13 protein-coding genes are annotated in these 13,914 nt (G+C 61.6%); all 13 read left to right on the forward strand.

The genetic code is table 11. The features are described from left to right. The first annotated feature begins 1 nt into the window (after position 1). Positions 2-1,063, forward strand: a complete 1,062-nt coding sequence (gene waaC, locus AC1RBR_RS02565) for a lipopolysaccharide heptosyltransferase I (RefSeq protein WP_492562833.1) — start codon at positions 2-4, stop codon at positions 1,061-1,063. Then, positions 1,063-2,184, forward strand: coding sequence for a glycosyltransferase family 4 protein (locus AC1RBR_RS02570; RefSeq protein WP_135294812.1), 1,122 nt, complete (start codon positions 1,063-1,065; stop codon positions 2,182-2,184). Before waaC ends, AC1RBR_RS02570 begins: the two co-directional genes overlap by 1 nt. Continuing rightward, positions 2,185-2,991 carry a lipopolysaccharide core heptose(I) kinase RfaP gene (gene rfaP / locus AC1RBR_RS02575; protein WP_492562836.1) on the forward strand — a complete coding sequence of 269 codons (807 nt, stop codon included), beginning with the start codon at positions 2,185-2,187 and terminating at the stop codon, positions 2,989-2,991. Further along, on the forward strand, positions 2,991-3,725 hold the full coding sequence (locus AC1RBR_RS02580; protein ID WP_492562838.1) for a lipopolysaccharide kinase InaA family protein: 735 nt from the start codon (positions 2,991-2,993) through the stop codon (positions 3,723-3,725). The genes rfaP and AC1RBR_RS02580 overlap by 1 nt, the downstream gene beginning before the upstream one ends. Next, positions 3,722-4,474: a lipopolysaccharide kinase InaA family protein gene (locus AC1RBR_RS02585; RefSeq protein WP_492562840.1), complete on the forward strand. Its 753-nt coding sequence runs from the start codon at positions 3,722-3,724 to the stop codon at positions 4,472-4,474. The genes AC1RBR_RS02580 and AC1RBR_RS02585 overlap by 4 nt, the downstream gene beginning before the upstream one ends. Beyond that, complete coding sequence (locus tag AC1RBR_RS02590) at positions 4,474-5,925, forward strand: lipopolysaccharide kinase InaA family protein (protein WP_492562842.1); 1,452 nt, start codon at positions 4,474-4,476, stop codon at positions 5,923-5,925. The genes AC1RBR_RS02585 and AC1RBR_RS02590 overlap by 1 nt, the downstream gene beginning before the upstream one ends. Positions 5,926-6,137: 212 nt before the next feature. Further along, the gene (locus AC1RBR_RS02595; protein WP_492562844.1) at positions 6,138-6,473 is read left to right on the forward strand and encodes a YceK/YidQ family lipoprotein; all 336 of its coding nucleotides are present in this window, start codon (positions 6,138-6,140) and stop codon (positions 6,471-6,473) included. 171 nt (positions 6,474-6,644) lie between these two features. Next, positions 6,645-8,402: a carbamoyltransferase family protein gene (locus AC1RBR_RS02600; protein WP_492562846.1), complete on the forward strand. Its 1,758-nt coding sequence runs from the start codon at positions 6,645-6,647 to the stop codon at positions 8,400-8,402. After that, positions 8,386-9,516, forward strand: a complete 1,131-nt coding sequence (locus AC1RBR_RS02605; protein ID WP_492562848.1) for a glycosyltransferase — start codon at positions 8,386-8,388, stop codon at positions 9,514-9,516. Before AC1RBR_RS02600 ends, AC1RBR_RS02605 begins: the two co-directional genes overlap by 17 nt. Next, positions 9,516-10,412 carry an antimicrobial resistance protein Mig-14 gene (locus tag AC1RBR_RS02610; RefSeq protein ID WP_492562849.1) on the forward strand — a complete coding sequence of 299 codons (897 nt, stop codon included), beginning with the start codon at positions 9,516-9,518 and terminating at the stop codon, positions 10,410-10,412. The genes AC1RBR_RS02605 and AC1RBR_RS02610 overlap by 1 nt, the downstream gene beginning before the upstream one ends. 8 nt (positions 10,413-10,420) lie before the next feature. Next, positions 10,421-11,857 (forward strand): PIG-L family deacetylase, encoded by a 1,437-nt coding sequence (locus AC1RBR_RS02615; RefSeq protein ID WP_492562851.1) that lies wholly within the window; start codon positions 10,421-10,423, stop codon positions 11,855-11,857. Beyond that, positions 11,854-13,008, forward strand: coding sequence for a glycosyltransferase family 4 protein (locus AC1RBR_RS02620; protein WP_492562853.1), 1,155 nt, complete (start codon positions 11,854-11,856; stop codon positions 13,006-13,008). The genes AC1RBR_RS02615 and AC1RBR_RS02620 overlap by 4 nt, the downstream gene beginning before the upstream one ends. 14 nt (positions 13,009-13,022) lie before the next feature. Beyond that, positions 13,023-13,907, forward strand: a complete 885-nt coding sequence (locus AC1RBR_RS02625) for a glycosyltransferase (protein ID WP_492567214.1) — start codon at positions 13,023-13,025, stop codon at positions 13,905-13,907. Positions 13,908-13,914: the final 7 nt, after the last annotated feature.

A 13,914-nucleotide genomic window follows, 5' to 3' on the forward strand; every position in this document is an offset into this window, starting at 1 on the left:
GTTGCGGGTATTGCTGATCAAGACTTCATCGCTGGGCGACGTGATTCACGCGTTGCCGGCGCTGACCGACGCAGCCCGGGCCATCCCCGGGATCAAGTTCGATTGGGTGGTGGAAGAGGGCTTCGCCGAGATCCCGACCTGGCACCCGGCCGTCGGCAAGGTGATTCCGGTGGCGATCCGCCGTTGGCGCAAGAACCTCTGGCAGACGATCAAGAGCGGCGAGTGGAAGCGCTTCAAGCAAAGCGTGCGCGCCAGCCAATACGATCTGGTAATCGACGCTCAGGGCCTGCTGAAAAGCGCCTGGCTGACGCGCTACGTCAAAGCCCCGGTGGCCGGCCTCGACAAAGGCTCGGCGCGCGAGCCGATCGCTGCGCGATTCTATGACCGCAAACTGGCGGTGGCCCGTGGGCAACACGCCGTCGAACGGGTGCGTCAGCTGTTCGCCATCGCCCTCGGCTATGACCTGCCCAAAGGGTTGGGCGACTACGGCCTCAACGTCGAGCGTCTAGTCGAATTGCCGCGCAAGAGCGCCTTCGTGGTGTTCCTGCACGGCACCACGTGGGACACCAAACACTGGCCGGAAGCCTACTGGCGCGAGCTGACCGAGCGCGTCGGCTATCTGGGCGTCGGGGTAAAACTGCCGTGGGGCAACGCGCTGGAGAAGGCCCGTGCCGAACGCATTGCCGCCGGTTTCAAGCACGCCGAAGTGCTGCCGAAGCTGAATCTGGCCGGGGTCGGCAAAGTGCTGGCCGGCGCCCAGGCCTGCGTCGCGGTGGACACCGGTCTCGGTCACCTTGCGGCCGCGCTGGATGTGCCGACAATTTCGCTGTTCGGCCCGACCAACCCGGGCCTGACTGGCGCCTACGGCAAGGTGCAGATTCACATGGCCAGTGATTTCCCCTGCGCCCCTTGCCTGCAAAAGAAATGCACTTACCAACCGACCGCGCAGGATGCCCGTCAGTTTGACCTGAAACGCGAGCAGCCCCTGTGCTTCACGCGTGTGAATCCCGAGCGTGTCGCCAGCCGACTGAGCACGTTGTTAATGGCTGAGGAGCTGCGCTGATGCAATTGGCTTTTGTCCTGTACAAATATTTCCCGTTCGGTGGCTTGCAGCGCGACTTCATGCGCATCGCCCTCGAATGCCAGAAGCGCGGCCATCAGATCCGTGTCTATACGCTGATCTGGGAAGGCGACGTGCCGCCCGGTTTCGAAGTGCTGGTGGCGCCGGTCAAGGCGTTCTTCAATCATCGGCGCAACGAGAAACTCACGGCGTGGATGGAAGCGGATCTGGCCAAGCGTCCGGTGGACCGCTTGATCGGTTTCAACAAGATGCCGGGGCTGGACGTCTACTACGCCGCCGACGGCTGCTTCGAAGACAAGGCGCAGAACCTGCGCCATTCGCTGTACCGCCGCTGGGGCCGCTACCGCCACTTCGCCGAGTACGAGCGCGCGGTGTTCGCCAAAGACGCGAAAACCGAAGTGCTGATGATTTCCGAAGTGCAGCAGCCGCTGTTCATCAAGCACTACGACACGCCGCTGGAGCGCTTCCACCTGCTGCCACCGGGTATCGCCCAGGATCGTCGCCGGCCGGCGGATGCCGACCAGATTCGCGCCGGTTTCCGCGCCGAATTCAGCCTCAAGGACGACGAACTGCTGCTGGTGCAGATCGGTTCCGGGTTCAAGACCAAGGGCGTCGATCGCAGCCTCAAGGCGCTGGCTGCACTGCCCGCCGAGCTGAAGAAACGCACCCGGCTGTTTGTAATCGGCCAGGATGACCCCAAATTGTTCCAGATGCAGAGTACGACTTTGGGCCTGGGCGACAACGTGACGTTCCTCAAGGGTCGCAGCGATATCCCGCGCTTCCTGCTTGGCGCCGACCTGTTGATCCACCCGGCGTACAACGAAAACACCGGCACCGTATTGCTCGAAGCGCTGGTCGCCGGGTTGCCGGTGCTGGTCAGCGCGGTCTGCGGTTACGCCCATTACATTGCCGAGGCGGACGCCGGGCGAGTGCTGGACGAGCCGTTCGATCAGGCGCAACTGACGCAGTACCTGACTGACATGTTGAATGACGACGCTGCACGCGCGGCCTGGAGCCGCAATGGTCTGGCTTTCGCCGAGACGGCCGACCTCTACAGCATGCCGCAGCACGCGGCCGATGTGATTCTGGCGGAGCACGCTTAAATGAAGTTGATGCTGGCTGAACCGTTCAAGAGCCTTTGGGCCGGGCGCGACCCGTTCGCCGAAGTCGAAGGCTTGCAGGGCGAGGTCTACCGCGAGCTGGAAGCTCGACGCACGCTGCGCACGGAAGTCGACGGCAACGGCTTTTTCGTCAAGATCCACCGGGGCATCGGCTGGGGCGAGATCTTCAAGAATCTGCTGACCGCCAAGCTGCCGGTGCTTGGCGCAGGTCAGGAGTGGAAGGCGATCCAGCGTCTGCAGGAAGTCGGCGTGCCGACCATGACCGCCGTGGCTTACGGCGAGAAGGGCAGCAACCCGGCCGATCAGCATTCGTTCATCGTCACCGAAGAGCTGGCGCCGACCACCAGCCTCGAAGATTTCAGCATCGATTGGGTCAAGAATCCGCCGCAGCCAAAACTCAAGCGCGCGCTGATCGCTGAAGTGGCACGCATGACCGGCATGATGCACCGCGCCGGGGTCAACCACCGCGACTGCTACATCTGCCACTTTCTGTTGCACACCGACAAACCGATCACCCCGGAAGATTTCAAGCTCTCGGTGATCGACCTGCACCGCGCCCAGACCCGCCCCCGTATTACTCAACGCTGGCGCAACAAGGACCTGGCCGCGCTGTATTTTTCGGCGCTGGATATCGGCCTGACCCGTCGCGACAAGCTGCGTTTCCTCAAGGGCTATTTCCAGCAACCGCTGCGACAGATCCTGGCGGAAGAAGCGCCGCTGCTGAGCTGGCTCGAAGGCAAGGCCAACAAGCTTTATGCGCGCAAACAGCGTTACGGGGATGCGCTCTGATGGCGGGTTGGACGCTTGAACCGCAATACAGCGAACTGGCCGCAGATTTCGGCAGCCTCGAAGCGGTGTTTGCCCTGCAGGGCGAGCGCCTGACCCGTGATCCGCTGTCCGAAGTCATCCGCGTGCAGCGCAACGGCGTGAATTACTACGTCAAACGCTACGTCGGCGCCGGTAAAGGCTTGCGCCGTTACCTGGGCAAGCCCCGGGTAAAGATGGAGTGGCAGAACCTCAAACGCTTCGCCAAATGGGGTATTCCCACCGCCGAAGTGGTGGCCTGGGGCCTGGAGCGACGTGGCGCGGCCTATGCCCGTGGCGCGATGATCACCCGCGAGCTGCCGCGCACCGAAGACCTCTCGGCGCTGGCCGAACGCAACGATCCGAAACTCAAGGATCGCCTGTGGGTCGATGGCATCAGCCGCCAACTGGCCGGCTACACCCGAACCATGCACGATCACCGCTTTACCCATAACGATCTGAAGTGGCGCAATTTGCTGATCGACGATCAGGCGCAGCTGTTTCTGATCGACTGCCCGAACGGCGATTTCTGGCGCGGCTTCTGGCTCAAGTACCGGATCACCAAGGATCTGGCCTGTCTCGACAAGGTGGCCAAGTATCACCTGTCGAACACCCAGCGCCTGCGCTTCTACCTGCAATACCGCGGACGTGATCGGCTGAATGCCGCCGACAAGAAACGGATTCGCCACGTGGTGAGATTTTTCGAGGGACGCGAATGACTGATTTCCTGGCCGCTGAAGACCGGGCGTTGCTTGAGCGCCATGGCCTCGGCACTTTCGACGCGCTCTGGGCCAAACAGCTCGAAGCCGTGGACGAACCGAACACCGATGGCGGTGGCTGGAGCAGCGTGTTTCGCCTGGAGCTGGAAGGGCAGGCCTACTACCTCAAGCGCCAGAGCAACTACCTGACCCGCACCCTGCATGCGCCGTTCGGCGAGCCGAGTTTCGCCCGCGAGTTTCGCAATATCAGCCGCTACAACAAGTTGGGGATCCCGGCGCTGCAAGCGGCGTTCTTCGGTGAGCGCAAGGTCAAGGGCGAAGTCCGCGCGATCCTGCTGACCCGCGCGCTCGATGGCTGGGATGACCTCGATTCGCTGTTGCAACGCTGGGCGTCCCTGAGCGCGACGCAGCAATCGGCCATTCTCAAGGCCTGTGGCCAACTCGCGCGGCATCTGCACGGTGTGCGTCAGGTACACGGTTGTTTCTACCCCAAACACATCTTTTTGCAGGCCGACGGCGATGGCTATCGGGCGCAGTTGATTGATCTGGAAAAGACCCGTCCGCTGCTGTTTGGCATGCGTGATCGGGTCAAGGATCTGGAACCGCTGCTGCGTCGTGCCGTGCAGTGGGGGGCGGCGCAACAGCGTGAATTGCTCGCGGCGTATCTCGATCAAGGAGCGGACAGTTCGTTGGTGGACAGTTGGGTTTCGCGGCTGACCGCGCGCCGCAGCCACAAGGAGACCCGCTGATGCAGTTGTCCGACCTCAGGCACAGCGGACGTACGCCAAATCTGCCGCTGACGGTCACTCTCGCCGACGCGGCCGGTCCTGCGGATCTGCAGTTGCTCAGTCTACTGCGGGTGTTGCCGGGGCAGCGCTATGTCGGTGCAGGGGTGTGGCGCGGCCGGCCGGTGCTGGCCAAATTGCTGGTGGGCAGCAAGGCTGCACGGCATTTTCAGCGTGAGCTGACGGGCGTCAAACTGCTCGCCGAACAAGGCCTGACCACGCCACTGTTGCTGGCCGATGGCTTGCAGGACGGTGAGGGCGGCTGGCTGCTGTTCGAATTCCTCGAAGGTGCCGAAAGCCTCGGTGAGGCTTGGCAGAAAGTCGAATCGCTGCCAGTGCTGGCGGACGAGCAATCGGCGGTACTCGCCGAGGCGCTGGGCGCGATCGGTCAACTGCATGGCAAAGGCCTGTGGCAGGAAGATCTGCACCTGGACAACCTGCTGCGCCAGGGCGGTCAGCTGTACCTGATCGACGGTGCCGGGATTTGTGCCGAGACCGCTGGCCAGCCGTTGTCACGGCAGAAAGTGCTGGAAAACCTCGGGGTGTTTTTCGCCCAGTTGCCCAAGTCACTGGAACCGTTCACCGAAGAATTGCTGGTGTATTACCTGCTGAGCAACAGCGAGCACGCGTTGCCGCTGGAAGCGTTGCAGAAGCAGATCGCCAAGGTGCGCGCCTGGCGGCTGAAGGATTATCTGATCAAGGTGGGCCGCGAGTGCACATTGTTCAATGTGCAGCGCGGTGCGTTTGGTCTGCGGGCGATCCGTCGCGAGGAAGAAGCGGCGATGCTCCCGGTACTGGATCAGGCCGATGCGCTGCTCGATCAGGGCCATCTGTACAAGACTGGCGGCGCGGCGAGCGTCGGCAAGGTCGAGGTGGCCGGGCGTACGCTGGTGATCAAGCGCTACAACATCAAAGGCTTCGCGCATTGGCTCAAGCGTTTCTGGCGTCCGAGCCGCGCGTGGCACTCTTGGCGTGAAGGTAATCGTCTGGCATTCCTTGGCATCGCTACGCCGAAACCACTGGCAGTGCTGGAAAAGCGCTTTTTGTGGCTGCGCAGCCGCGCCTATCTGGTGACCGAGTTCCTGCCAGGGCCGGACATCATCGAGCGCTTTGCGCCATATGTGGAAAGCGGTGCGGCGCCGGAGTCCGAGTTGCAGGCGCTGGATCAACTGTTCGCACGGTTGATTGCCGAGCGCATCAGCCATGGCGACTTCAAGGGTCATAACCTGTTCTGGCAGGAAGATCGCTGGGCACTGATCGACCTGGATTCGATGTGTCAGCACAGCTCTGTCGGAAGTTTCGCACCGGCCTATGCGCGTGATCGGGCGCGGTTCATGCGCAACTGGCCCGAGAGCAGCGCGCTGCATCAGGTGATCGATCAGCGGTTGCCTAAGGACATCTCCAGCGCGGCCTGAGCGCCTTCGCCAGCAAGCTCACTCCCACATGGAAATGCATTCCCCTGTAGGAGTGAGCCTGCTCGCGATAGGGCTTTTTTGGCCCAAAAATCTCCCGTTGAGCAATAGCGGACAAACACCACTGACTTGTCCTACAGCTTCTCCAGAAGCCATGAACTGTGCCCGCTCCAGCCCCGATGCTAGCTTGCCCTGACCACTTCGGAGGGCAAGACTTGACCATCAAAAACGCCGTAACACTCAGCACCTGCGCATGGCTTTTATCCGGCTGCGGCACCGCCGCCTCGGTCCTGCAAATGGACGCTGACGTCGCCCGCGACATGCGCAAGCAAAAGACCTACTGCCAATCGATTCCACGGATCTACAGCGGGCTGGCATTCGACTTCTGCGTACTCAATGCCCCGCCTGACCCTACCGGAGTGCTGCTGCCATTCGTGCTGCTGGACCTGCCGTTGTCCGGGGTGCTGGATACGGTGGTGTTGCCGTATACGTTTTACCGCCAAGCCAGTGACGGCAATCTCGGTATCTATTGGCGCGCGGGCGGTTATTGAGTGTGAAAGCAAGGTTTCACCGGGCCGATTCACCAAGGGCAATTCGCACAGGGTCATTCCCGCCACGTTTACGCTATAATCCCGCCCTTTAGCTGTCTCTCGCCCGGTGCGAGGGCACATCAATTTTCAAGGCGCATCGCGCCTGAATGCAGACTAAAGAGGCTAGACCCTGTGGCATTGACGATTCTTGGCCTGTCCGGCGCCCTTAGCCATGACCCTTCAGCCGCCTTGTACATCGACGGCAAGCTGGTGGCGGCGGCTGAAGAAGAGCGCTTCGTCCGCGATAAGCATGCAAAGAACCGCATGCCCTACGAATCGGCGAAGTTCTGCCTGGAACAGGCGGGTATCAAGCCGTCCGACGTTGACGTGGTGGCGATTCCGTTCGCCCCGATCAGCCTGTTCGGCAAGGCCCGCTGGCACTATGCCAAGCGTTACTGGTACGCGCCGGACCGCGCCCTCGATGCGATCCTGATGGGCAACCGTCGCTACAAGCGCTATCGCAACAAGATCGTCTGGTGCCTGGAACAACTGGGTTTTGATCCGAAGAAGATCAAGATCGAGCCGGTCGAGCACCACCTGGCTCACGCCTCCAGCGCTTACCACTGCTCGGGTTTCAAAGAGAAAACCGCGATCCTCGGCATCGACGGCAAGGGCGAGTACGCCACGACCTTCTTCGGTTATGGCGAAAACGGCAAGATCCACAAGATCAAGGAATTCTTCGATCCGGACTCTCTCGGCGGCCTGTATGGCGCGATCACCGAGTTCCTCGGTTTCGAGATGCTCGACGGTGAGTTCAAGGTCATGGGCATGGCGCCGTACGGCGACGCCAGCAAATATGACTTCTCGCGTCTGGCCTCGTTCGAGAACGGCGAACTGGTGATCAACACCGACTACGCCAACGTGATCGGCCTGCGTCGCTATAAAGAGAAAGGCAAAGGCTTCTACTTCTCGCCGAAGCTGATCGAGTGGCTGGGGCCCAAGCGTGAAGGCGATATCGCCGACGAACCGTACATCCACTACGCCGCGAGCATGCAAGCGCTGTTCGAGAAACTGGCGTTGCAGATGATCGATTACTACCTGGGCGACGTGCTCAAGGAAACCGGCAAGCTGGCCTTCGCCGGTGGCTGCGCGTTGAACGTGAAGCTGAACCAGAAAATCATCGCCCGCGATGACATCAAGGAACTGTTCGTCCAGCCTGCGTCCGGCGATGCCGGCACCGCGGTCGGCGCAGCGGCCTATGTGTCCCACGCCCGTGGCGTGCCGGTCGAGAAGATGGAACACGTCTACCTCGGCCCGTCGTACAGCAACGAAGATGTGATCGCCGCGTGCGCCCGTCACGAGAACAAGCCGACCTGGCGCAAGCTCGACAACATGCCGGAGCAGATCGCCAAAATCATGGTCGATGGCAACCCGGTGGCCTGGTTCCAAGGCCGCATGGAGTTCGGTCCGCGTGCGTTGGGCGGTCGTTCGATCATCGGTTGCCCGAGCGTGGCCGGTGTGGCTGACCGCATCAACCACCAGATCAAGTTCCGCGAGCGCTGGAGGCCTTTCTGCCCGTCGATGCTCGACACCGTTGCGCCACAGATGATCAAGATCGATCACCCGGCGCCGTTCATGACCTTCACTTTCGAAGTGGCGGAAGAGTGGAAGACCCGCGTGCCGGAAGTCGTTCACGAAGACGGCACTTCCCGGGCTCAGGTGCTGAAGCGCGAATACAACCCGCGCTACTACGACATGATGAAGGCACTGGAAAACCTCACCGGCAACGGCGTGTCGCTGAACACCTCGCTGAACCGTCGTGGTGAACCGATGATCTGCTCGCCGGCCGACGCCCTGAACATGTTCTTCGGCTCTGATCTGCAGTACCTGATCATGGAAGACATTCTGGTGGTCAAAGAGGGCGCAAACGCTTATGACTCGCTCGGCTGAACGCCATGTGCTGCAGTTCTGTCACGGCTATGACGGGCCGTTCCTCGACTGCGCACGGCAGTACGCCAGCCTGTTCGCGGGCACCGGTTATCGAGTGACCACGGTCTTTCTGACCGGGGCCGCCGACAGCGAGGTGGCCGCAGCGTGTGCTTCCGATGAAGTGTTGTTCATGGAATACAGCTCCAAGGCCATTCGTGGCCTGAAGCTGGGCGCCATTGGCGATCTGCGCAAGATCGCCGCTTCACGCAATTTCAGTTTCTGCATCGCCCATCGCTTCAAGCCGATCTACATCGCCTTGCTCGGCACGTCGCTGCCGGTGATTGGCGTGCATCACGCGTTTGACGATTACAAACGCGGCACGCGCAAGCTGTTCGCGCACATTTTCCGCAAGCGTCTGAGCCTGCTCGGCGTCTCCGACGCGGTGCGCGACGACATGCGGCGCTGCCTGCCGAAATGGCCGTCGGCCCGCATTCAGACCTTGTACAACCGCATTGATGTGCCGGCCTTGCAGGCCAGTCAGGTGTCGGCCCGCGAAGCGCGCGAGACCCTCGGTCTGGCGGCGGATGCGTTCATTGTCGGCAACGTCGGACGGCTGCACCCGGACAAGGATCAGGCCACGTTGCTACACGGTTTCGCCGCGGCGTTGCCCGGTCTGCCGGGCAACAGTCAACTGGTGATTCTCGGCAAGGGCCGTCTGGAGCAGGATCTCAAGGAGTTGGCGCGCGAACTGGGTATCGGTGATCGCGTATTGTTTCTCGGTCAGGTGCCGGACGCGCGCAATTACTTCCGGGCTTTCGATGTGTTTGCCCTGAGCTCCGGTCACGAACCCTTCGGCATGGTGTTGCTCGAAGCCATGGCTGCTGGCGTGCCGTTGCTCGCCACGGCGAGTGCCGGGGCCAAGGAAGTGGTCGAGGGCGTGGGCATTCTGTTCCCGCTGGGTGATGCCGAACACCTTGCGCAAGGTCTGCAGCATTTGGCCGGTATGGATGATCAGCAGCGCCGGCAGTGCGTCGAGTTGATGCTCGACCGCCTGCGCGAGCGTTTCTCCGACCGTGCGGTGCGCGACACCTTCTGGCGTCTGCCGCAAGTTACCGATCTGGCACCGAGGGGCTGATGCTCAACCGATTTCAAGGCTGGCGCGAACGTGGCTGGTCGCCCGTTGACGCCTCCACCTATGCCACCGCCTGGCAGCGTTTTGGCGGCAGCGTCGCGACCCATCCTTTGGTCGTCGAGCGTCTGGCTGATCTGGCCGGCATCCCGGTGCGCTATCTGGCGTGGGAGCAGGACGGAGAAGTCAAAGCTGCGATCCCGACCTGGGGCCGCGACCTGGCCCTGTCCAAGGACGTGCTCAAGCGCAACGGCAAGAAAGGTCTGTTCGACCTCGGCAATGCCGAGCTGATCCTGCCGGCCGCCGTCGATGCCCAGGCACCGTTGCGCCATCGCGCACGCTATCTGTCGGCGCTCAATGAAAACCGCTTCAGCGGCCTCAAGTTGCAGACCGAACAACTGGCCATGGCCCGCACCCCCGAAGAGCTGTCGAAGAAGTTTCGCTACAACCAGCGCCGCGAACTGCGTCTGCTGGAAGAGGCGGGCGGTGTGGTGCGTGCGGTCAGCGAGTTCTCCAGCGCCGAACTGGCGGCGATCTACTGTGATCTGTTCCAGCGCCGCTGGGGCTTCCCGGCCACCGGTGCGGCGCGCATGGCCGAGGTCATCGAGCTGCTGCGCGAACTGCTGATTGGCTCGGTGATCTTCCTCAATGATGCGCCGATCGCCATTCAACTGGTGTACCGCGTCGAAGCGCCGGAGTGGATCAGCGTCGAATACATCAACGGTGGCGTCGATCCCGAGACCCGCGAATTCAGCCCCGGTAGCGTGTTGAGCTTTCTGAATACGCAAAGCGCCTGGGAACATGCGCGCGCCCTGAACAAGCCGCTGCGGTTTTCCTTCGGTCGTGCCGACCGTGAATACAAGGATCGCTGGTGCAATCCTGTGCCGGTGTTCACCGTATGAGTCAGCCCATGAGCCGCAAACAGCAACTGCTCAAGCGTCATCGGCGCAATAAACGCATTACCTTGCTGATCGCCCTGGTGGTGTTGATCGCGCTCGGTGTGCTGGTCGCGTGGTGGTTGCCACTGGTGCTCGCGGTGGTTGGCTGGATCGCCCACGAGGCGTGGTTTGCCGATCACCTGTTCTATTCGCCGAGAGACGATTACCAGTACAGCTTTCCGCCGTTCACACCGCAGCCGAAGGTGCATTTGAGCGGCGAGCAATTGCGTCTGGATGAAGGCGTGATGCTGGTCGACGAAGCGACGTTGATCCTCGCGATAAAGGTCAAAAGCACTTGGCTGGGACGTTTTCTCGATCCGCGCGTCGAGCTGGACGGCGGGGCGAATCCTGATGCGCAAACTTTCGAGCGCGGGGTCAATGGCCTGCGTTATCTGAATCTGAGCGGTCAGGCGCAAGCTTTGTCGCAAGGCCAGTTGCGCTTGCTCGGGCGCTTTTGCCGAGTCTTCGGCGAGCCGGTGCTGTGGGCATTGGAGCAACCGGACTACCGCCGTCAGCGGGTGATGGTGATTGCACCACACGCCGACGATGCCGAGTTGGCGGCGTATGGCTTTTACAGCCAGGCCGATGAAGCCTGGATCGTCACCCTGACCGCAGGTGAGATCGAAGCCGAACACTATCAACAGATGGGCATGAACAAGGTCGAGGCGGCGCGGCTCAAGGGCCGTCTGCGTGCCTGGGACAGCCTCGCCGTGCCGCGTTGGGCCGGTGTGCCGCAGGAACACTGCGTGCAACTCGGCTACTTCTGCCTGCAACTGGCGGCGATGCAGGCCGCACCGAATCAGGCAGTGGGGTCGCGCGAAGCGGACTTGAACGACACGCGACTGTTTCGTCAGCTGAATCCGTTCACTCTGCCGGGCGATGCCGACGGCGCGCCGACCTGGAACAACCTGCTGGCCGACCTGCGTGAAGTACTGCTGCGCGCGCGTCCGGAGGTGATCGTGCTGCCGCACCCGACCCTCGATCCGCACCCTGACCATATCTGCGCCCAGCAAGCGGTTTTGCAGGCGCTCCAGGGTCTCGACTGGCAGCCGACGTTGCTCGGTTATGCCAACCATTTGCATGACAACGACCGCTGGCCGATGGGCAACACCGGGCAGGGCATTGCCTTGCCGCCGGCCTTCGATTTGGCGGTGCCGATGCAGCCGCTGTGCCTGCCGCTGTCCATCGAGTTGCAGCGGGACAAGGCCATGGCGCTGGGCATGATGCATGACTTGCAGCCGCCGGCACCGTTCAAGCGTCGCCTGCGCCGGATTATCCAGCGCGTGCTCGCCGGGCGGGCCGCGTCGGTGTACGGCGAAAACGAATTTTTTCGAAAAGCGGTCAGGCGCCAGGAGTTGTTCTGGCTACTGAAGCAAGGTGAGACAGGCGTCCAGCGGGGAGAGTCATGAGTCAACGGTTCAAGGTGTTGCAGCTGCAACCCGACTACAACGTCAAAGCCCATGACTTTGCCGACCTCGCCGAGCAGATCGTCAAGGCGCTGCCGAGCGATCGCTATGAGATCACCGCGGCTTTCCTGCGCGGCAAACCGGGGCCGGGCGAGCCGGTGAGCCGGGCCGACCATTCGGTGTACTTCGAGTTTTCCGACAAGTCGCTCAAGGGCATGCGCCTGCGGGCGATGTGGCAGCTGTACAAGTTCTGCCGTCGGGAAAAGTTCGACGTGGTGATCTGCAACCGCTTCAAACCGGTGAACATGATGCTGGCGCTCAATCGCTGGCTGAAGGTGCCGCTGTGCATTGGCATCTCCCACGGTTTCGGCGAATACGACCGCTTTTACCGGCGTCGTCAGACCCAGCGTCTGATTGATCGGCACTGGCGCTTCGTCGGTGTGTCGCCGGCGGTCAAACAGTACCTGCTCGATTGCGATTGCGGCTTCACCGACCAGAACACCTACGCCATCACCAATGCCATCGACATCCAGCAGGCCGAAGGCTTGCAGCACAGCCGCGAAAAAGCTCGCGAGTTGTTGGGCCTCGATCCGAATGTGCGCTTGATCGGTGCGTTGGGGCGGCTGGTCTCGGTCAAGGGCCACACTTATCTGCTGCAAGCCTTTGCCGCGCTGAAAGACAAATATCCGAACAGTCAACTGGCAATCATCGGTGCCGGACGCCTGCAAGCGCCGTTGGCTGCCGAAATCGAGCAGTTGGGCCTGAGCGGCCGTGCGCACTTGCTGGGCTTCAAGGAAAACGCTCTGCAATACGTGCGTGCGTTCGACATCTGGACCATGCCATCGCTGGCCGAAGGCCTGGGCCTGGCGTTGCTCGAAGGCATGAGCGGACACCTGCCGGTGATCGCTTCGAACGTGCCGGCGATGTTGCCGCTGATCGAAGGTGCCGGTGGTCTGGCGATCACGCCCAAGGACGTGCCGAGTCTGGTCGCCGCGCTGGATAACTATCTCGCGCTGTCGGACGACGAACTCAAGGCCAAGGGTGAGCAGGCCTACCGCTATCTGCAGGAACAACACGACATCGAGGTGTTCCGTCAGGAATACCTGGAACTGATCGACTCTGGCCTGGAGCAGGCCCGCAAGGAGCAGCCGTGAGCGAAGAACAAGCCATGAGCGAAGCCAACGCTCTCGTCACCGTCATCATCGCCTCGTACAACCACGGCCCGTACATTGAGGAAAGCATCCTCAGCGTCCTCAATCAGAGCTACAAGAACATCGAGCTGCTGGTGGTCGATGACGGTTCGAAGGACGACAGCGTCGAGCGCATCAGCGCGTTGCAGGCGCAGTACGGTTTCGATTTTCGTGTGCAACAGAATCAGGGTCTGACCAATACCCTCAATGGCGCCATCGCCCGTGCAAAGGGCAGCCTGATTGTGCCGTTCGGCTCCGACGACATCATGTATCCGGAGCGGATCGCCATTCAGGTTGCACACATGGACGGCAAGCCCGAGGTCGGGATCTGTGCCGGCAATATCGAGCTGATGCACGCTGACGGTAGTCTTTATCCAGAGAAGCGTCAGCGTCGCGATGTGCCTTTTCGCCGCCTCGATTTCGATGACATGTTCCTGGAGCGCAAGCCGTATCCGCCGGCGCCGACGCTGATGATTCGACGCGAAGCGCTGGACAAGGTGGGGGGGTTCGATCCGACGATTCGTCTTGAAGACCTGTACATCGAGCTGAAGGTGACCCACGCCGGGTACTTCATCGACGGTTTGAATGTGGTGATGGCGCGCTACCGCAAGCACGCCACCAACTCGTACAAGAACAACCGCTTCATGACTGAAAACATCCTGCGCACCTACGCATTGTTCAGCGAGCATCCGCTGTACGACTTCGTGCGCTACCGGTTTCTCAGCTCGATGTTCCTCAAAGTCTCCAACCGCGATCGTCAATTCGCCAGAGAGCTGCTGGCGCAGATTCCGTTCAAGGCCTGGAACAAGAAAACCTGGCGTGGTCTGGCGCGGATGTACTTTTCCCCCCTGGAAAAAAGCTGAGCCCCGG

The organism is Pseudomonas sp. GW823-FHT01D03 (assembly GCF_058798255.1).

Excerpts from the sequence above, each read along its gene's own strand:
- rfaP (WP_492562836.1), top strand. The coding sequence starts at position 2,185 with ATGAAGTTGATGCTGGCTGAACCGTTCAAGAGCCTTTGGGCCGGGCGC.
- AC1RBR_RS02590 (WP_492562842.1), top strand. The coding sequence starts at position 4,474 with ATGCAGTTGTCCGACCTCAGGCACAGCGGACGTACGCCAAATCTGCCG.
- AC1RBR_RS02615 (WP_492562851.1), top strand. The coding sequence starts at position 10,421 with ATGAGCCGCAAACAGCAACTGCTCAAGCGTCATCGGCGCAATAAACGC.
- AC1RBR_RS02625 (WP_492567214.1), top strand. The coding sequence starts at position 13,023 with ATGAGCGAAGCCAACGCTCTCGTCACCGTCATCATCGCCTCGTACAAC.
- AC1RBR_RS02620 (WP_492562853.1), top strand. The coding sequence starts at position 11,854 with ATGAGTCAACGGTTCAAGGTGTTGCAGCTGCAACCCGACTACAACGTC.
- AC1RBR_RS02580 (WP_492562838.1), top strand. The coding sequence starts at position 2,991 with ATGGCGGGTTGGACGCTTGAACCGCAATACAGCGAACTGGCCGCAGAT.
- AC1RBR_RS02585 (WP_492562840.1), top strand. The coding sequence starts at position 3,722 with ATGACTGATTTCCTGGCCGCTGAAGACCGGGCGTTGCTTGAGCGCCAT.
- AC1RBR_RS02610 (WP_492562849.1), top strand. The coding sequence starts at position 9,516 with ATGCTCAACCGATTTCAAGGCTGGCGCGAACGTGGCTGGTCGCCCGTT.
- AC1RBR_RS02570 (WP_135294812.1), top strand. The coding sequence starts at position 1,063 with ATGCAATTGGCTTTTGTCCTGTACAAATATTTCCCGTTCGGTGGCTTG.
- AC1RBR_RS02605 (WP_492562848.1), top strand. The coding sequence starts at position 8,386 with ATGACTCGCTCGGCTGAACGCCATGTGCTGCAGTTCTGTCACGGCTAT.